This window comes from Flavobacterium sp. (assembly GCF_046073885.1).
In the GTDB taxonomy this organism is placed as follows: domain Bacteria; phylum Bacteroidota; class Bacteroidia; order Flavobacteriales; family Flavobacteriaceae; genus Flavobacterium.
Window position 1 is genome coordinate 1 of record NZ_JBJTND010000076.1, and the last position, 19,247, is coordinate 19,247.

The window sequence follows — 19,247 nt, forward strand, 5'->3', positions numbered from 1 at the left end:
GCTTGGTACGATTACCGTTGAAGATCCAGTACCTCCTGTTGGAGCAGCATACCATAATAAACCAGTTCCAATAGCACTTAATCCAGTAGCAGTGGCTCCCTGACAATAAGTTACAGGCGTAGTTACTGTTGGGAGAGCGGGTGTAGCATTAATAGTGACAACAATTGGAGCTCTTGGTCCTTCACATCCAAATATCGTTTGCGATACATAATAAGTAGTATTACCTGCAGTTGCAGTACTTGGTATTGGTGGTGTAGCTGTACCGGTCCCACCAGTTGCTGCTGTATACCATAATAAACCTGTTCCAGTTGCTGTAAGAGCCGTTGCTGTAGCTCCCTGACAATAGATTACCGGAGTAGAAACCGAAGGTAATGCAGGAGTAGCATTAACCGTAACAGCAATTGCAGCAGGTGGTCCTTCACAGCCCGAAACAGTTTGTGATACAAAATAGGTTGTAGTACCTGATGTAAGTGTACTTGGAGTTGGTGCAATTGCAGATCCAATTCCACCTATAGCAGATGCATACCACAATAATGAAGTTCCTGAAGCACTTAATGCAGTAGCAGTATCATTTTGACAATATGTAATAGGGGTAGTAACAGCTGGAGCAGCTGGGGTAGCATTAATAGTTACTAAAATTGGAGCTCTTGGACCTTCACAACCCGATATTGTTTGTGAAACATAATACGATGTAGTTCCTGTTGAAGAAGTGCTTGGTGTGATAGCAGTAGTTGAACCAGTCCCTCCCGTAGCAGCAATATACCATAACAAACCTGTTCCAGTTGCTGAAAGTGCAGTTGCTGTAGCGTTTTGACAATAAGTTACTGGAGTGGTAACGGTTGGCAATGCAGGAACTGAATTTACTACTACTTGAATTTCAGAAAAAGGTCTACAAGTAACGTCAGCAGGAGTAGGATTTGCAATAGCATAAATATAATAAGTACCTGGAACATTCGGTAACGAACCTGCTGTACCAATTGGAGAAAGATCTAATGTTGCTATTCCACCTGCATTTGGAGTAGAAAATCCTAATGGCGTTCCTCCTGTATACATATTACTTCCAACTTGAGGAGTTGTAAAATAAACATAGCTTATCGCATTACTACCTGTAAAAGTTGTACTAACTGAAAAAGGAGATGGATCAGCTGATAAACACAAAGTTTGTGTTGCTGATGGTGTAGTAATAGTTGGGCAAGCAAGACATGGATTATAGGTAATAGAAAACGATTTAATTCGAACACAAATATTATTTGCACTCTGCATACTCATAAAAATAGTTTGACTAGACCCAGTAATAGGAAATGCAGTTGGATCTGCAATCGGATTTGAAACATTTTGAGCATCAGAAAGTGATGTGTGATAAGAAATATCATAATCACTAGCTGGTAAACTACCTAAAACTACTGATTCATTTGTAGTTAAATCAAAGGTATTATTAGGGGCACAATGAACAATACCTAATGGAGTTTGGGTATCATCGGGATACACTTCAACAGTAACAGGTTTAGAAACCGTTCTAATAGAAGTTCCTGTTCCAGTTGGGTTACACTCTGTATATTTCACTTGAGCGGTGTAAGTAGTTGTAGCAGTTGGACAAACAGAAATTGAAGGATTTGTTCCGATGACAGTCCCATTAGCATCTAACCATTGAAATGTAGCTTGTGATGCTCCAGAAGGAGTAAAACGCCAACCTTCAGAGGGAGAAGCAACAGTTCCTAAAACAGACCAATTACCTGTATTTCTTCCAGGAGCTGCAATACCTGTTGGAGTGGCAGCATTATTTTGAATACCTATAACTCCACTACCTGAATTCCAAGTTGTACAAACAGAACGTTTTTTTACATAAATATCAATAATATTAGTTCCTTCATACAATACCAACTGACTTTCTTGTAATCCTTGGTTGGTTCCACATGAATAAAGTGGCATATTTTTTACGTTGATAATTAATTTTCTACATGGAGCCAAACCATCTACTATATATCGTATATCCAAAGGTGTTGCAGCTGGAGTTGAAATTGCAGGATTAGTATCTTGCATTGGAAAGAAAATACTGTTCTTAAAAGCAGCAATTCCTTGTGCAAGAGTGGGTATTGTATTAGTAAATGCCCAAGGACATGTTGCACCAACACAATTAGAATTAGTAGCGTTAAAAGTTAAAAAAGTATTTGTACTCAACTGAAAAGTATTGTAACAGTTTCCATAAAAACTAAATTTAAATGGAAAAACAACTGGCGCAGAATAAGCATCATCAATGATACATAATGAAGTACCTGCATTTCCAAGAGGTACTAATGGTGCATAAGGAATTGAAGCAACTGTATAACTCGTAGTGGCTTTTTCATCAACATAAGAAGCTGTTAAAGTTGTACAACTTTGATTATCACATAGCGTTTCTGGAGTAGGAATTGCAATATCATTTGGACAACAATTAATTACATAATGTAAATTTCCAGTTGCAGAAGCACTGACACATCCAGTTAATGTATTTGTAATTACAACAGAATAATTTCCTGCAACAGTAGCATTATTAATACTTGGAACATTACCCGGATTGGCAACTGTTGCTGGAACTGTCCAAACATAACTATAAGTTCCTGGAGTTCCTGGAGTAGCAGTTATTACAGCTGGAGAGACATCACCAGTACATTTTTCAATACTATTAACTACAACTTTTGGAGTAGGATTAATAGTAATTGTAAATTGTTTTACATCATTAGCACAACCACTTAATGATCCGGTCACAATAATATTAGCAACGATAGGAGTTGAAGTAGTGTTAACAGCTAATAAGTTAGTAATATTACCTGTACCTGAACTACCAATTGCAAGTAAAGGGTTACTATTAGTCCACGAAAAAGTAGTACCCGGCTGATTGCTAGTAAAATTTAATGAAGGAATCAAAGTACCACTACAAACGGCTTGATTGGTAGGTACTGTTATTGATAAATTCGTTACAGTAACACTAATAGTTTTAGAAAAAGTACAAGTGGTAGATGTTGTAAATGAAATATCATCAATAGCAAAATCATTACCCGCAACTAATATGTTGGTATCATACATTTCTATTGTCGCAGTAGTACTTGCACCTGAATTCCAAGGAAAAGTAAATTGTGTCCAATTTCCACATGTTGAAACAACAGGAGCATTATTTGTACCTAATGTCACTCCGTTAATTTTAACCAAGATTGAGGCTGGATTAGGGGTAGCAACCGTTTGAACCCAATAGCTAAAAGTATAATTTTGCCCCGCAACGGTTGGCACTATTTGACTCCAAAATTTATCATTACCACCATTGGATGACGAACCATCCATAACCATCATATTTCCGGTACCACTAGTATGATCTGGACAAGTGCTAAACGGAGTAAACCAAGAGCTTGGATTTGATACAATACCATAAGCCTTTTGAGCACCTCCAGAAGGCGCACTCGCTAAGTATTGATAATCGGTTCCAAAACCTATATTTCCTAATGTAAAATCTCCATTGTAAACTAAGTTTTTAGTAGAAGACACAGAAGAAGTTACAGTGTAATTCGTATTTACAATCGGACTTACCGTAGGTGTAGCACTTGTGGTAGCGGTTAATGTTGGATCAGCAGGAGTAGCTGTCCAAGAATAAGAACTCGAGCTACCATTAACTGAAAGTGTAGTATTACCCCCAACACAAATTGTAGCATTTGATGAAACAATTAAAGGGTTTGATGCATTTGAAATTGTAATATTATTTTGACTCACAATATTTGCAGCAGCATCAACAACTGAAATTGTGTAATTTCCTACAGGAAGATTATTGAAAACCCCGGTAGTATTAGTTGGCAAAGTAATACCTGTAATTGAATAGGTATAAGGTGGCGTACCTCCATTTGCATATCCAACTATAGCACCATCTGTAGTAGTTGAACAGGAAGTGTTTTGCGCTGAATAAGTTAATGCTAAAGCAGCTGCAGGTGCTGTTAAAGAAATATCATCAATTGCAAAATCATTTCCTACAGGATTGGTATTATAATTTTTCAATTCAATGTTAACACATGCATTAGTCGGTGTAAACGTATAGGATCTTTTAACCCATCCTCCTCCAGCTACTGGTAATGGAGCCAATGTAGTTGAAGGTGAAGTTAGTACATTTGCATTATTAAAAGTTGCTCTAACGTCAGCTTGAGTAGAAGCACCAGTAACAGTACTTGATATAGATTTTATCCAATAACTAAACGTGTAGGTAACACCTACAGTTAGTCCACAAACGCCACCACCTGTATTTCCAGCTTTCCAAAAGCTTGGATTTCCTCCATCGGTAGAACCATCAATAAGCATCATTTTACCTGTTCCAGAATGATCAGTGCCCGTTAAAAAATTTGCAGTATTGTAGGGTTGTGGATTAATTGCAAAGGAATAATCACCAGCATTTGTTGAACCACTTGCAGAAGCTATATAATTGTAACCGGTATTATTAATTGAAAAACCAACTCCAACTCCACCCGACTCAAAATCAACATTAGACAACAAGTTTTGAGCAGTTAAAGCACTGAAAAACAACAAGCTTAATATAGAAAATTGAATATTTTTTCTCATCTTGAAAATTATTTTAAGGAGCGAAATATACTAAAAATTACTTATATTTTTTAGTAAAAATTTGAATTTTTAGAAAAAACAAAATCTAATGGTTTAATAATTTTTTAATAATTATCTTTGCAAGTAATTTCTATTAATAAATTACCATCGAAAATGAGCGATCAAGAAGACTTTAATGACGAATTAGGCAACAATCATATTGGAACAAACGAAGAAACTCCGCTTCGCAAAGATGCATTTGAAAAATCAGAGGAAGAGAAAATTGAAAGCATAAAAAAAAATGTAGAAAATATCCTTTCTACACTTGGGATGGACCTTACCGATGATAGTTTAAGAAAAACTCCTGAACGCGTTGCCAAACTGTTTGTAAAAGAAATTTTTGGTGGATTAAATCCAAATAAAAAACCTAGTTCCTCCACTTTCGAAAATAAATACAAGTACAATGAAATGCTTGTAGAAAAAAATATTACTTTATATTCAACATGCGAACACCACTTGCTACCAATTGTTGGAAGAGCACATGTGGCTTACATTTCAAACGGAACAGTTGTAGGTCTTTCTAAAATGAATCGAATTGTTGACTATTTTGCTAAAAGACCACAAGTACAAGAACGTTTAACCATTCAAATTGTTAGAGAATTGCAAAAAGTTCTGAATACTGAAAATGTGGCTTGCATCATAGATGCCAAACATTTATGTGTCAATTCACGTGGAATTAGAGATATTGAAAGCAGCACTGTAACTTCTGAATTTGGAGGGAAATTTAAAGAAGAAGCTGTAAGAAAAGAATTTTTAGAATACATAAAACTAGAAACCTCGTTTTAATTAGAATACTATGCCATTATTTAAAAATCAAAATCTTAAAATATACAATACCCTTTCTGGCGAAAAAGAAAACTTCAACCCTATTAATGAAGGTGCTATAGGGATGTATGTTTGTGGCCCAACTGTTTACAGCAATGTACATTTGGGTAATGTTAGAACTTTTATGAGTTTTGATGTTATTTTTAGATACCTAAAGCATTTAGATTACAAAGTTCGCTATGTTCGTAACATTACCGATGCTGGTCACCTTACCGATGATGGCAACATTGAAAACGATCGGTTTGTAAAGCAATCCCGACTTGAAAAATTAGAACCCATGGAAGTGGTTCAAAAATATACCGTTGACTTTCATAAAGTCTTAGATCATTTCAACTTTGCGCCTCCAACTATTGAACCAACAGCTACCGGACATATTCTGGAGCAAATTGAATTAACACAAAAATTAATTAATGACGGATTTGCTTATGTAAGTCAAGGTTCGGTTTATTTTGACGTGTTGGAATACAATAAAAGAGGCATGAATTATGGCGAATTAAATAATCGTAATGTAGAAGAGCTACTCTCAAACACACGAGATTTAGACGGCCAAAATGAAAAGAAAAATCCACAGGATTTTGCACTTTGGAAAAACGCTTCTCCTGCTCACATCATGCGATGGAATTCACCTTGGGGTGAAGGATTTCCTGGATGGCATCTTGAATGTACTGCCATGAGCACCAAATACTTAGGAGAAAAATTTGATATTCATGGTGGTGGAATGGATTTAAAATTTCCGCACCACGAATGTGAAATTGCTCAAGGTAAGGCATGTAACGGTACTTCACCGGTAAATTATTGGATGCATACCAACATGCTTACCATGAACGGATTGCGAATGAGTAAATCTACCGGAAACTATATTCTACCAATGGAACTAATTGAAGGTGGAAATCAATTTTTTGAAAAAGAATTTAATGCCAATACCGTTCGTTTTTGTTTCCTGCAAGCGCATTACCGAAGCGTTTTAGATATTTCAAACGAAGCCATGATTGCGAGCGAAAAAGGATTTACAAGATTAATGGAAGGCATTCAAATTTGCAACGAAATTACTCCTAGCGAAACTTCATCGGTTGACATAACAACATGGAAACAAAATTGTTATGACGCTATGAACGATGATTTTAATACTCCAATTTTAATTGCAAATTTATTTGAAGGCGTTCGATTTGTTAATGTTTTAAATGATAAAAGAGAAACAATTTCAGCCTCTGATTTGGCTGAATTAAAAACTACTTTAGAAACATTCACTTTTGAAATTTTGGGTATTAAAAATGAAAAAGCTTCTAACAATACAACCCAAAAATTAGAAGGGGTTATTGAGATGCTTATTGAAATGCGAAAAACAGCTAGAGAAAATAAAAATTGGGCACTTTCTGATGAAATTAGAGATAAATTATTAGCTTTAAATATTCAGTTAAAAGATGGTAAAGACGGAACTTCATATAGTTTCTAACTACTATGAAAAGTATCAATAAAATAGCGATTGCTCCCCTACTGGGATTAATTTATTTTTACAAACAAGCTATTTCTCCTTTTACTCCCGCTTCCTGCAGATACGAACCTACTTGCTCATCTTATTTTGCAGAAGCTCTAAAAATTCACGGAATATTTATAGGTTCCTATTTGGGAATAAAAAGAATATTGAGCTGCAACCCTTGGGGAAAATCAGGCTATGATCCGGTACCAGAAAAAAAATGCAAACACAATTAACTTATAATTAAAATAGTATCTATTTATTATTACTATTTTTGAGAAAAATAATTCAAAACCATGATTTGGAATCCAGCTGAAGGGATACACTTAGGTCCACTTTTTATACGATTTTACAGTTTGATGTTTGTTATCGCCTTTGCTTTAGGCTGGTACATCATGAAAAAAATATTCCTAAATGAAAAAGAATCTCTCGAAAAATTAGATACACTCTTTGTTTGGACTGTGCTTGCAACACTACTTGGAGCTCGTTTAGGTCATGTGTTTTTCTATGATTGGGAATATTTTAGAAATCATTTATTGGAAATTATTTTACCATTTAAATTCGAACCCGAATTTAAATTCACCGGTTTTGCCGGATTAGCTAGCCATGGCGCTGCTATTTCTATAATTATCGTAATGTATTTTTATAGTAAAAACATCATAAAACGTCCTATTTTATGGGTTTTAGATAGAGTGGTTATTTCTGTTGCTTGCGGTGCTATTTTTGTTAGAATTGGTAATTTCTTCAATTCAGAAATTGTTGGAAAAGTAACTAACAATACCACTTTCGGAATTAAATTCATTCGCGATTATTTCTCTAAGCAAGATGCTGTAAATAAAACTGGAATTAGCGATCCCGATGCTGCTTATAATGCAATTGCACACGATCCGCAATACAGTAATTTGTTAATGCAAGTTCCTTTAAAACACCCAGCTCAGCTGTATGAATCGTTCTGCTATATTTTTGTATTCTTCCTACTTTTATTCTTGTATTGGAAAACAAAAACCGCGCTAAAACAAGGATTTATATTTGGTCTTTTCTTGATTTTATTATGGAGCGTTCGTTTTGTAGTTGAATATGTAAAAGAAAGTCAAGGCGGATTTGGTGACAACACCATTTTCTCAACAGGCCAGTGGCTCAGCATCCCATTTATATTAATTGGCTTGTATTTCGTAATCAAAGCAAAGCAAAGCCAATAACATCGTAGTTTTAGCAAATAAAAAAGGTCTGAAAAATCAGACCTTTTTTATTTTTAGTTGGTTTATTGCATCGGACCTGCTTTTTTCTTTTCAAGCAAATTCACTTCCGGTTTTACAATTACTTCTCCTTTAATCTTCAAAGCAACCATCCCTCCTTCAACATTTACTGCATTTGTTTCAACAGTAATTGTTTTTCTAATTGGACCCGGATTCATATTGTATTTCACCGTAATTACTTCCGATTTTCCTGGCAAAATCTCACCCGTAGGCTTACTCGGAACCGTACAACCGCAAGTAGATTGCACATTTTTAATAATCAACGGTTGATCACCTGTATTTGTAAATTCAAATTTTCGAACCCCATCATCAGTATCCTTAGAAACTGTACCATAATCAATTGTATTATCCTTATCTTTAAATACAATTTTTGCCCCGCTTTGTGAAAAAACAAAACTATTTGCAATCATAAAAGCAACCACGAATATCTTTTTCATAAGTCTAAAATTTAATTGTTTTGGTTTAGTAAAATTACCACTTTAAATTAAAAAGCAAAATTTTAAATCTTAATTTTTTATAAAAGTAGTTATTACTTACTTTTGCAGATATATTTACAAATAACATACCAATTTGTTTAAGTTAGTTTTAGGAGCGAATCATGGGGCTTTACTAACAAACTATATTCCTGCTATTCGTTTCAATACTTGAAAAACAAGTATTTCCACTTCTATCAGGGCTAATTAATTATCTTGGTTTTCCTTTTGTAAAATTAATAAATCAAATACAGAATAATAAATATGGCAATTCCTGCGCAATTTAACGCCAAAGAAGTAGAACAAAAATGGTACGATTACTGGATGAAAAACAATTACTTTTCTTCCAAGCCAGATCATAGAACTCCCTATACTATAGTAATTCCTCCACCAAATGTAACCGGAGTTTTACACATGGGGCACATGCTTAACAACACCATTCAAGATGTTTTAATTCGTCGTGCACGTTTAAAAGGATTCAATGCGTGTTGGGTGCCAGGAACAGACCATGCCTCTATTGCAACCGAAGCAAAAGTTGTTGCCAAACTTAAAAGCGAAGGAATCAATAAAAACAACTTAACGCGTGAAGAGTTCCTAAAACATGCTTGGGATTGGACCAACAAATATGGTGGAACTATTCTAGAACAACTAAAACAATTAGGTTGTTCCTGCGATTGGGAACGAACTAAATTCACCATGGATCCAGATATGTCTGCATCCGTAATTCATTCATTTGTTGATTTATACAATAAAGGATTAATTTACCGCGGCTACCGAATGGTCAACTGGGATCCTGAAGCAAAAACTACCCTTTCAGATGAAGAGGTAATTTACGAAGAACAACAAGGAAAACTATATTTCTTAAAATATAAAATTGAAGGTTCAAACGAGTTTTTAACTGTTGCCACTACCCGACCAGAAACGATATTTGGAGATACTGCAATTTGCATCAATCCAAATGATGAACGATTTACTCACCTAAAAGGTAAGAAAGCAATTGTTCCTATTTGTGGTCGCGTAATTCCAATTATTGAAGATGAATATGTAGATGTAGAGTTTGGTACCGGATGTTTAAAAGTGACTCCTGCTCACGACATGAACGATAAAACACTAGGAGAAAAACACCAATTGGAAATCATCGATATTTTCAATGATGATGCATCTCTAAATTCATATGGATTACATTATCAAGGAAAAGACCGCTTTGTTGTTAGAGAAGAAATTGCAAAAGAATTAGAAGCAACAGGAGCACTAGCAAAAACTGAAACGCATTTAAATAAAGTAGGAACTTCAGAAAGAACCAAAGCTGTAATCGAACCTCGTCTTTCAGACCAATGGTTTTTAAGCATGGAAGAATTGGTGAAACCTGCCATTAAATCGGTTTTAGAAACACAAGAGGTTAAGTTATATCCGAATCGTTTTAATAATACCTACAAACACTGGTTGGAAAACATTCGCGATTGGAATATTTCGCGTCAATTATGGTGGGGACAACAAATTCCTGCCTACTATTATGGCGATGGGAAAGAAGATTTTGTAGTTGCAGAAAACATAGAAAAGGCATTGGAATTAGCAAAAGTTAAAACTTCCAACTCCCAACTTCAAACATCAGACCTAAAGCAAGATGAAGATGCGTTAGATACCTGGTTTTCTTCTTGGTTATGGCCAATGGCCGTTTTTGGGGGTGTCTTAAATCCAGAGAACGAAGAATTCAAATACTACTACCCTACAAACGATTTAGTAACAGGTCCGGATATTTTATTCTTTTGGGTAGCTAGAATGATTATTGCAGGTTATGAATATGCTGGTGAAAAACCATTTTCGAATGTTTATTTAACCGGATTGGTTCGAGATAAACAACGTCGTAAGATGTCGAAATCGCTTGGTAATTCACCTGAACCATTAGAACTAATTGAAAAATTTGGTGCAGATGGCGTTCGTGTTGGTTTGCTTTTAAGTGCTTCCGCAGGAAACGACATCATGTTTGATGAAGAATTATGCAATCAAGGAAAAGCATTTTCTAACAAAATATGGAATGCCTTCAAATTGATTAAAGGTTGGGAAGTGTCGAACACTATTTTGCAGCCAGAATCATCAAAAGTGGCTATCGAATGGTACGAAACCAAACTACAAAGAACTCTTACCGAGATAGAAGAAAACTTTGATAAATATAGAATTTCCGATGCATTAATGGCCATCTACAAATTGGTTTGGGATGATTTTTGTTCGTGGTTCTTAGAAATGATTAAACCCGCTTACCAACAACCAATCGATCAAGTTACCTTTGAAAAGGCAATTGAAATGTTGGAAAACAACTTAAAATTATTGCATCCGTTTATGCCATTTTTAACTGAAGAAATTTGGCAACATATTGCAGAAAGAACTCCTAATCAAGCTTTAATCATTTCGGAATGGCCAAAAGCAAAATCATATGATGAAAAGTTAATTTCCGATTTTGATTTCACAATTGATGTAATCTCAGGAATTAGAACGATCAGAAAAGATAAAAACATTCCGTTCAAAGACGCCATTGATTTGAAAGTGGTAAATAATGAAAAGTCAAATACTTATTTTGATTCGGTAATATGCAAATTAGGAAATATCACTTCGTTAGAATACGTTTCTGATAAAGTGGAAGGTGCTTTGTCGTACCGAGTAAAATCAAATGAATATTTTATTCCAATTACAGGAAACATTGATGTAGAGGCCGAAATAGCAAAACTTACAGAAGAGCTAAATTACACAAAAGGCTTTTTAAAATCGGTTGAAGCCAAATTATCAAATGAAAAATTTGTGAATGGTGCACCTGAAAAAGTTTTAGAAATGGAACGCAAAAAACAAACAGATGCCCTAGCGAAAATTGCAACGATTGAGCAAAGTATTGCGGGTTTGAAATAAAATAAGCACTCTATAAAATTAAAGCATTGAGAAATCAATGCTTTTTTTATTTCTATAATTAATGTGAAAATTTTACCTAAAATTCATCGATTTCTAAAAACAATTCACTTAATTTGAACAACATTAATTTCCCAAATCTAATGAGAAACTATTCTATTGAAGACATAAACAATGTCGTAAAAGGTACTATTGTAGGAAACACCTCACATTTAATTACTGCTCCAGAGCAATTGGAATTAGCAAAAGAGACCGAGATTTCCTTTATTGGAAATAAAAAATACGAAAAATATTGGCAAAACTCAAAGGCTTGTGCTGCTATTGTTAATGAAGATATTTCTATAGAACCTGGCGAAAACAAAGCTTTTATTAAAGTAAAAAATGCCGATTTGGCGATGTCTTTAGTTTTAGAATTATTTGCACCTGAACCTCCGCAATTTGCCACCGACATCCATCCTACTGCAGTGGTTGATGCTTCTGCAAAAATTGGAGCTGGAACTAGAATTGGAGCTAATGCTTATATCGGTCCGAATGTAGTTTTGGGAGAAAATGTAACTATTTATCCAAATGTTACCATTTTAGATGAATGCACCATAGGAAGTCATACCACTATTTGGTCTGGAACTGTAGTTAGAGAACGTTGCCATGTGGGTGCCCATTGTATTTTGCATCCAAATTGCACCATTGGAGCGGACGGTTTTGGATTTAGACCTTGCCCAGAAAAAGGATTAGCTAAAATTCCACAAATTGGAAATGTAGTAATTGGAAATTATGTTGAAATTGGTGCCAACTCTTCGGTTGATAGAGGTAAATTTAGTTCAACTATTTTAGGAGATGGTTGCAAAATTGATAATTTAGTTCAAATTGGCCACAACAGCGTTTTAGGGAAGTTCTGTATTATGGCAGGAAATAGCGGCCTTGCAGGATCGGTTACTTTAGGAAACGGAGTAATTATTGGAGGAAGTGCTTCTATAAAAGACCACACCACTTTAGGTGATGGAGTAACAATTGGTGCAGGATCTGGTGTAACCGGAGATGTTGAGGCTGGAAAAACCATGCTTGGATATCCAGCAGTAGAAGCTAGAACGGCTTTAAAACAATGGGCAATCCTAAAAAGAATGGCCAATCAATAAAACTTCTAGACTTTACTATTTTTTATTATTTCGAAATTTAATTCAGAGAAATCTTTAATCACTTTATCTGCTTTGGAGTAATCTTGCAATTTTGTATTAATACTATCGTATCCTATACAATAAATTCCGGCTGCTTTGGCTGCAAGAATTCCGTTGGTACTGTCTTCTATAACAATACAATTTTCTACAGAAGTTTGAGATAATTTAGCTGCATGTTCAAAAATAGCAGGATGCGGTTTTGAATTAGGAAAATCTTCCCCCGAAACTAAATGTGTAAAATATTGATGTAAACCAAATCTTCTAAAAACACGATCAATGGTAACATTAGCTGATGAAGAGGCCAAAACAAGTTGCATGCCGTTGTGGTATAATTCTTTAATTAAATCTTCTACTCCGTCAATTAAACACAAATCTTCTTTACTATCAAAAGCATCGTTAAACAAATTGCGTTTGGCTTCAACTAAATCCGGAACACTCTCTGCAATTTCAAAATGTGATTTCAGTTTTTCGTAGGTATTCTTGGTAGAATTTCCAGTAAAAGTAGCATACATTTCTGGAGTAACCTCTATATTTAATTGCTTAAAATGTTGGTTATAGGCATAATGATGTACCGGTTCGGTATCAACAATTACGCCATCCATATCGAAGATTACGGTTTGTATCATTTGGGTGCTGGGTATTGGATTTATTGTAATATTGTTATTTTCACTAAACTAATTTCTCTTTTTTAGCAAATATCGAATTACAGTTTCAGCCATATGCAATCCAAATAGCCCAGGCATGTAGCTATTGGTTCCGTAAAATGATTTTTTGTAATTACTACCGTCAGTCATTTTCAAACTTGTTTCATCTTGAATTTCGGAAGAAAAAACCACTTTTAACTTATCTATTTTATGTTCTTTTAATCTTCTGCGAATGGTTTTGGCAAACATACAATTCACCGTATTGGTAATGTCAGCAACCTTAACTTTGGATGCCTCCATCTTACCTCCCGCTCCCATGGAAGAAATAATTTTCACTCTATTTCGCTTGGCTCCAATAATCAAATTCAATTTTGGAGTAACACTATCAATACAATCCAACACATAATCGTACTCACTATTCACAATTTCAAAAGCTCGCTCCGGCGAAAGAAATTCTTGAACCTTAGTCAAATTCAATTCGGGGTTAATGTCCATCAATCGGTTACCGACAACCTCAATTTTAGACAATCCAACAGTAGAATGTAAAGCAGGTAATTGACGATTAATATTGGTAATATCTACTACATCGCCATCTACAATGGTTAAGTTTCCCACTCCTGCACGAGCTAAAAACTCGGCTGCAAATGATCCTACACCTCCTACGCCAACAATTAATACCTTTGAATTTTTAAGATTTTGTAATCCTTCTGCTTTGAATAATAATTCAGCTCTTTCTTGCCACTTTGCCATTATTTAAATTGTTTGATTAGTTGGACTAATTAGATTATTATATTTATTGAAAACGAAATTAAAATTGGAATTAATAATTTCTTTCAAATCTGGTAGATTTATGTTTTTATATTTTGCTGCTAATTTATAAACTTCATCCAAAGTTTCTTCAATGGCATCTGTTTCGAGAAAGAATTTATCATTTGGAATGGATTGAAAAACCGATTCTAATTCGGGATTTCGCAATAAATATTTTCCAAACGAAAGATAAAAACCATTATCAATTAAATGCTTAGCAACTTGTTGATTTTTTGAAAATCCATGAATGATAATAGGAACAGTAATTTTCATTCTTTTTTTGATTGCAATCAATTCATCAAAAGCTGCTACCAAATGTAAAACCAAAGGTTTTTGGTATTTCTCTGCAAGTTGAATTTGTTTTTCAAACACCTCAATTTGTAATTCCAATGGAATTTCAATTCGTTTATCCAATCCACACTCTCCTAGTGCTAAACATTCCTTTAATTGAAGTTTTTATTCAATAATTTTTAAATCACTTTCTAATCGATTCTCTTGAATATGCCAAGGATGAATTCCAATAGAATAATTCGGTATTGCAGCATCAAATTCCCAAGGATTTTGATTCACCAATTCTAAAATATTGGGGTTATTCGAATATTTATGAGTATGTAAATTGAAAAATTGCATGGCGCAAATTTAATCTAAAAGTTTGAAAGTCTAAAGTCAAAAAGTCCTTAAAAACCCAATATTACTTTGTAGATTTGCAACTCAGAAATTCTACATGATAAATAAAGCAATTCAAAGTTATTTAAACAATTTTAAAGGATTCTCACGAGAGATTTGGATTCTTACACTTATAACTTTCATTAATCGCGCCGGCACGATGGTATTGCCGTTTTTATCAAAATATTTAAAAGAAAACCTTCATTTTTCATACAGTCAGGTAGGCTGGATTATGGTAAGCTTTGGTGTTGGATCGATGCTTGGATCATGGCTTGGCGGAAAATTATCGGATAAGATTGGATTTTATAGAATCATGATTTTTAGCCTACTCACAAGTGGCTTTGCACTATTTGCAATGCAATTTGTCACCACTTTTACCGGTCTTTGTATAGCGATGTTTTTACTAATGTCGGTTGCCGATATGTTTCGTCCTGCTATGTTTGTTTCACTTAGTGTGTATGCCAAACCCGAAAACAGGACCCGTGCCTTAACTTTGGTTCGACTTGCTATCAATCTTGGTTTTGCTGCCGGACCAGCCCTTGGAGGGTTAATCATCATGAATATTGGCTATTCTGGTTTATTTTGGGTAGATGGTGCCACATGCATTATTGCTATTTTGATTTTTTGGTTAAAGGTTAAGGAGAAAAAAGTACATCTGATTTCTAAGGAAGAAAAACAGAGTTTGGAAGCCAATAGGGAATCGGTTTTTAAAGACAAACCTTTTTGGATCTTTTTAGTAAGTTGCTTGATTTCGGGGATTTTATTTTTTCAACTCTTCACTACCATTCCGCTATATCACAAAGAGCAATTTGATTTAACCGAATTTCAAACCGGATTATTATTAACTATGAATGGCATATTGATTTTCTTTTTGGAAATGCCCATTGTAGGTTATGTTGAACGAAACCAAATTTCTAAAGTCAAAATGGTAACATTAGGCTGTTTACTTATGGGAGTAAGTCTGTTTTTACTTTTAGTAAACATTTGGGTAGGCATATTAATAATCATGATGTTATTCATGACATTTGCTGAGATGTTTGTATTTCCTTTTTCCAATTCATTTGCTATGAGTAGAGCGCCGAAGGGTCATGAAGGGCGCTACATGGCAATATTTACTATGAGTTATAGTTTGGCTCATATATTAAGTGCTAAAGTTGGAATGAGTATAATAGACCATTTTGGGTACCAAACCAATTGGGCTTTTATGGGTACGCTTGGTATTATTGCTTTTGCACTTGGAATTTGGACATTGAAATTGGTAAATCAGGAGAAATTGAATTACAAATAATCTCTTTTTATTTCTTGCAAACTTCGAGTTGTAGTCATTAATTGCTCAATAATTTCTTTTCGAAGTGCATCTATAGAATTTGCTTTTAAATACTTAGCCCAAGCTGTTTCTTCAAATAAAATTCGAATTTGTTTGATGATTTTAGCCGTTTCAGCGGAAGTTCGAAGTAGTTTATCCGAAGTATACGAATTGCTTTTAAAGTGATTGAAATAGACAGATTGGAATGAATAATCTACTTCTATAAAGTACAGTTTTTCTATATCATTATCGGGATAAAAATCACTCCAATTGGCATAGCCTACTTTAGTTCTTCCTTTATTAGTTTCATTAGGAATTAATCTCCATTTACAATTGGCAGCTCTTCCCCAGTGGTTGGAAAAACGATACACACCCTCATTAGTAAAATAATAACTGCTACCCGACTTACTTTGGTAATTTATTTTCAAATCCTTAATAGTAGCGGCATCAACCTCTATAAAAATACAGAAAGTGTGCTTGTGGAAATTTGTTTTATTGTAGGTCTTCAATTGCTCTTATTTATAAAACAAAAGTAGTGCGATTTCTTAAAATAAGTTAAATACGTTAAAAATTTGTAAAACATTTTTTATCCAAAAAAATCTCTCTATAATTTTGCTTTGAGTAATTATCATTTATCAAATCATAAATTAACATTTCGATGAAAAAAAATAGCACTATTTGGAACTACACGCTTATTGCACTTTTATTTTCTTTTATTTCATTTGCTCAAACAGATAAATTCTCTTTATCTAGTAACGACATTCATATAGACGACATCATCATGACCTGGAAAAAAGATACTCCAGATCAAGAAATGAAAGACGATTGCAAAGCATTGTCAGAGAAAGGAATAACCATTAAATATTCGGATGTAAAACGAAATAGCAAAGACGAAATTACCGGAATTCATGTTGATTACAGTGACCGAAAAGGAAATAAAGGAAGTTTGGAATACAACAATCAAAATCCAATAAGCACCATAGTATTTTATAAAAATGGCGAAGAAATTGGCTTTGGAACTCCATCTCAAAATAATTATGGGATAGCTGGTGCGGATTCAATGTTTGATTTTTCAAATCCTCAAGAATTAATTAAACAATTCCAACAAGGAAATGGAAAAGCACAAACATTTAGTTTTAGTTTTCCAAACGAAGGAGAAAGTTATAGCCAATCAAAATCGAGGGTAGAAATACAAAAAGAGGGTAAAAAACCTCTTGTGATTGAAGATGGAAAAATCATTAAAGGTGGTGATGATTATACTGAAGAAGAACTCGAAAAAATAAAAAGTAATACAAAAGTAGAGCATTTTGATTTTTCTAATGAGGACTCTAAATCCAGTGAATTTGATTTTAGAGACCAAAAAGGGTTGGACGAATTTAAAAAGCAAATGGATAAAATAAAAATTAAGATTGATACCGACACTGATTCCAACTCAGAAATGGAAAAAGCTAAAGACGAAATGATCAAGGCCAAAGAAGAAATGATTAAAGCCCGAGAAGAATTAGAAAAAACAAAAAAAGAACTTGAAAAATCAAAAAGCAAAACCAAATCAAGTAAAGCTTAATAAAAAAACCGCAATATAATTGCGGTTTTTTTTTATTGTTTGATAGAAATTATTTTCCGTCTTTATCTACAACAATTCTTTTATCACGATTGGCAATTTCCCAAGCGATAGAAAAACCCAATTGTGCTCTTTTAGACAAGGCATCAAATTCAATTTTACTTACTTCATCTGTAGCTTGGTGGTAATCTTCGTGCACTCCGTTAAATAAGAACACGACCGGAATTCCGTGTTTTGCAAAATTATAATGGTCAGAACGGTAATAAAAACGATTTGGATCTTTACGATCATTGAATTTATAATCTAAGTTTAAGTGCACATATTTAGAATTTACATCTTCACATATTTTATATAAATCAGTAGACAAATAATCAGAACCAATTAAATACACATAATTATTACTGTCTTTATGGAAATCATCTCTTCTACCCACCATGTCAATATTTACATCAGCAACGGTATTTGCAATTGGAAACAAAGGATTTTGAGAATAATAACTAGAACCATACAATCCATGTTCCTCACCAGTCATGTGAAGAATTAATATTGAACGCTTTGGTCCGTGACCTTCTTTCTTTGCTTTTTGAAAAGCCTGAGCAATTTCTAATAAGGCCACAGTTCCTGATCCATCATCATCAGCACCGTTATATACTTCTCCGTTTTTAACTCCAACATGATCATAATGAGCTGAAACTACTACAATTTCATTTGGTTTTTCAGAACCTTCTATAAACGCCCAAATATTCTCAGAATCTGGTAGGTTTTCTCCTGAATCTTTATTCATGAAATCAGCAGGAACTTTTTGGTAATAACTAGTAGCACCTTTTGGAAAAGGGATGCCCTCTTTTTGATATTGTTCTATTAAATATTTTCCGGCTCTTTTTTGACCTTCACTTCCAGTATCTCTACCTTCCATGCTATCAGAAGCCACAATTGTTAAATGCGTTTTCAACTCATTAGAGGTAATTGAATTGATGTATTTAACAACATCAACTTCTTTATTTTGAGCGAAAGTTGAAAAACTAAATCCCAAAATAGCTACAGCGATTAATGCTGAAAAATTAAACTTCTTCATAAATAAATAGTATAAATAATTGTAACGAATGATAATTTTTTTGTAAATCTATTAAAAAAATTTATCAGTACTTTTGTTTTTCATAAATAATACCCCAAAATATGAAATCGGAAGCTAAAACCCCAGATGAATACATAGCAGAATTGCCAGAAGATAGAAAAGTTGCAGTTCAAAAACTTCGAGAAATTGCTCTTAAAAATCTCCCAAATGGGTTTAAAGAAGTAATTTCCTATGGTATGCTTGGTTATGTAGTACCGCATGAATTATATCCGAAAGGTTATCATTGCACACCTGATTTACCCTTGCCTTTTTTTAATATTGCTTCGCAAAAAAATTCAATAAACATCTATCACATGGCTATTTATGCTGATAGTGATTTATACCAATGGATTGTTAATGAATACCCTAAATACAGCAGCGCCAAACTAGATATGGGTAAAGGCTGTATTCGTTTCAAAAAAGTAGATGCAATTCCATTTGAA

15 protein-coding genes and 2 pseudogenes are annotated in these 19,247 nt (G+C 34.1%); 9 read left to right on the top strand and 8 right to left on the bottom strand.

Translation table 11 applies throughout. The annotated features are described in order from the left end of the window. Positions 1-4,572: pseudogene (locus ACKOWY_RS10060) on the bottom strand (hypothetical protein); the annotation flags it as partial. 153 nt (positions 4,573-4,725) lie between these two features. Between ACKOWY_RS10060 and folE the strand changes: the two are divergent. Genes folE through lgt form a run of 4 tightly spaced genes read left to right on the top strand, consistent with a single transcriptional unit; the run spans position 4,726 to position 8,109 of the window. Next, positions 4,726-5,397 (top strand): GTP cyclohydrolase I FolE, encoded by a 672-nt coding sequence (gene folE / locus ACKOWY_RS10065; RefSeq protein ID WP_408941312.1) that lies wholly within the window; start codon positions 4,726-4,728, stop codon positions 5,395-5,397. A gap of 10 nt (positions 5,398-5,407) precedes the next feature. After that, positions 5,408-6,889, top strand: a complete 1,482-nt coding sequence (gene cysS / locus ACKOWY_RS10070; RefSeq protein WP_408941313.1) for a cysteine--tRNA ligase — start codon at positions 5,408-5,410, stop codon at positions 6,887-6,889. 5 nt (positions 6,890-6,894) lie between these two features. Further along, the gene (gene yidD / locus ACKOWY_RS10075) at positions 6,895-7,146 is read left to right on the top strand and encodes a membrane protein insertion efficiency factor YidD (RefSeq protein ID WP_408941314.1); all 252 of its coding nucleotides are present in this window, start codon (positions 6,895-6,897) and stop codon (positions 7,144-7,146) included. Between the two features lie 60 nt (positions 7,147-7,206). Next, positions 7,207-8,109 (top strand): prolipoprotein diacylglyceryl transferase, encoded by a 903-nt coding sequence (gene lgt / locus ACKOWY_RS10080; protein ID WP_408941315.1) that lies wholly within the window; start codon positions 7,207-7,209, stop codon positions 8,107-8,109. A gap of 62 nt (positions 8,110-8,171) precedes the next feature. Here lgt and ACKOWY_RS10085 read toward each other — a convergent pair whose 3' ends face one another. After that, positions 8,172-8,603 (bottom strand): DUF1573 domain-containing protein, encoded by a 432-nt coding sequence (locus ACKOWY_RS10085; RefSeq protein WP_408941316.1) that lies wholly within the window; start codon positions 8,601-8,603, stop codon positions 8,172-8,174. 300 nt (positions 8,604-8,903) lie between these two features. On the opposite strand from ACKOWY_RS10085, the gene ACKOWY_RS10090 reads away from it, so the two are divergent. Continuing rightward, a complete protein-coding gene (locus ACKOWY_RS10090) occupies positions 8,904-11,537 on the top strand; it encodes a valine--tRNA ligase (RefSeq protein WP_408941317.1) in 2,634 nt (877 codons plus the stop codon). Positions 11,538-11,677: 140 nt separating this feature from the next. Next, the gene (gene lpxD / locus ACKOWY_RS10095) at positions 11,678-12,667 is read left to right on the top strand and encodes a UDP-3-O-(3-hydroxymyristoyl)glucosamine N-acyltransferase (RefSeq protein ID WP_408941318.1); all 990 of its coding nucleotides are present in this window, start codon (positions 11,678-11,680) and stop codon (positions 12,665-12,667) included. Positions 12,668-12,672: 5 nt separating this feature from the next. Here lpxD and ACKOWY_RS10100 read toward each other — a convergent pair whose 3' ends face one another. The 4 genes and pseudogenes from ACKOWY_RS10100 to ACKOWY_RS10115 form a co-directional block, all read right to left on the bottom strand. Next, entirely contained in the window at positions 12,673-13,332 is a 660-nt protein-coding gene (locus tag ACKOWY_RS10100; protein WP_408941319.1) for an HAD family hydrolase, read from the bottom strand. Between the two features lie 48 nt (positions 13,333-13,380). Beyond that, positions 13,381-14,100 (bottom strand): ThiF family adenylyltransferase, encoded by a 720-nt coding sequence (locus ACKOWY_RS10105; protein ID WP_408941320.1) that lies wholly within the window; start codon positions 14,098-14,100, stop codon positions 13,381-13,383. Positions 14,101-14,103: 3 nt separating this feature from the next. Continuing rightward, positions 14,104-14,592, bottom strand: a pseudogene (locus ACKOWY_RS10110) (TatD family hydrolase); the annotation flags it as partial. 21 nt (positions 14,593-14,613) lie between these two features. After that, on the bottom strand, positions 14,614-14,787 hold the full coding sequence (locus ACKOWY_RS10115) for a hypothetical protein (protein ID WP_408941321.1): 174 nt from the start codon (positions 14,785-14,787) through the stop codon (positions 14,614-14,616). Between the two features lie 94 nt (positions 14,788-14,881). On the opposite strand from ACKOWY_RS10115, the gene ACKOWY_RS10120 reads away from it, so the two are divergent. Then, positions 14,882-16,111 carry an MDR family MFS transporter gene (locus ACKOWY_RS10120; RefSeq protein WP_408941322.1) on the top strand — a complete coding sequence of 410 codons (1,230 nt, stop codon included), beginning with the start codon at positions 14,882-14,884 and terminating at the stop codon, positions 16,109-16,111. On the opposite strand, the gene ACKOWY_RS10125 is transcribed toward ACKOWY_RS10120, so the two are convergent. Further along, positions 16,102-16,638 carry a hypothetical protein gene (locus tag ACKOWY_RS10125; RefSeq protein ID WP_408941323.1) on the bottom strand — a complete coding sequence of 179 codons (537 nt, stop codon included), beginning with the start codon at positions 16,636-16,638 and terminating at the stop codon, positions 16,102-16,104. The two genes, ACKOWY_RS10120 and ACKOWY_RS10125, sit on opposite strands and share 10 nt — an antisense overlap. A 149-nt stretch (positions 16,639-16,787) precedes the next feature. Here ACKOWY_RS10125 and ACKOWY_RS10130 point away from each other — a divergent pair, with 149 nt between their 5' ends. After that, complete coding sequence (locus ACKOWY_RS10130) at positions 16,788-17,693, top strand: hypothetical protein (protein ID WP_408941324.1); 906 nt, start codon at positions 16,788-16,790, stop codon at positions 17,691-17,693. Positions 17,694-17,742: 49 nt separating this feature from the next. Here ACKOWY_RS10130 and ACKOWY_RS10135 read toward each other — a convergent pair whose 3' ends face one another. After that, positions 17,743-18,765, bottom strand: a complete 1,023-nt coding sequence (locus tag ACKOWY_RS10135; RefSeq protein WP_408941325.1) for a M28 family peptidase — start codon at positions 18,763-18,765, stop codon at positions 17,743-17,745. Between the two features lie 101 nt (positions 18,766-18,866). On the opposite strand from ACKOWY_RS10135, the gene ACKOWY_RS10140 reads away from it, so the two are divergent. Continuing rightward, positions 18,867-19,247 (top strand): DUF1801 domain-containing protein (locus ACKOWY_RS10140; RefSeq protein WP_408941326.1); only part of this gene is annotated, 381 nt, incomplete at its 3' end.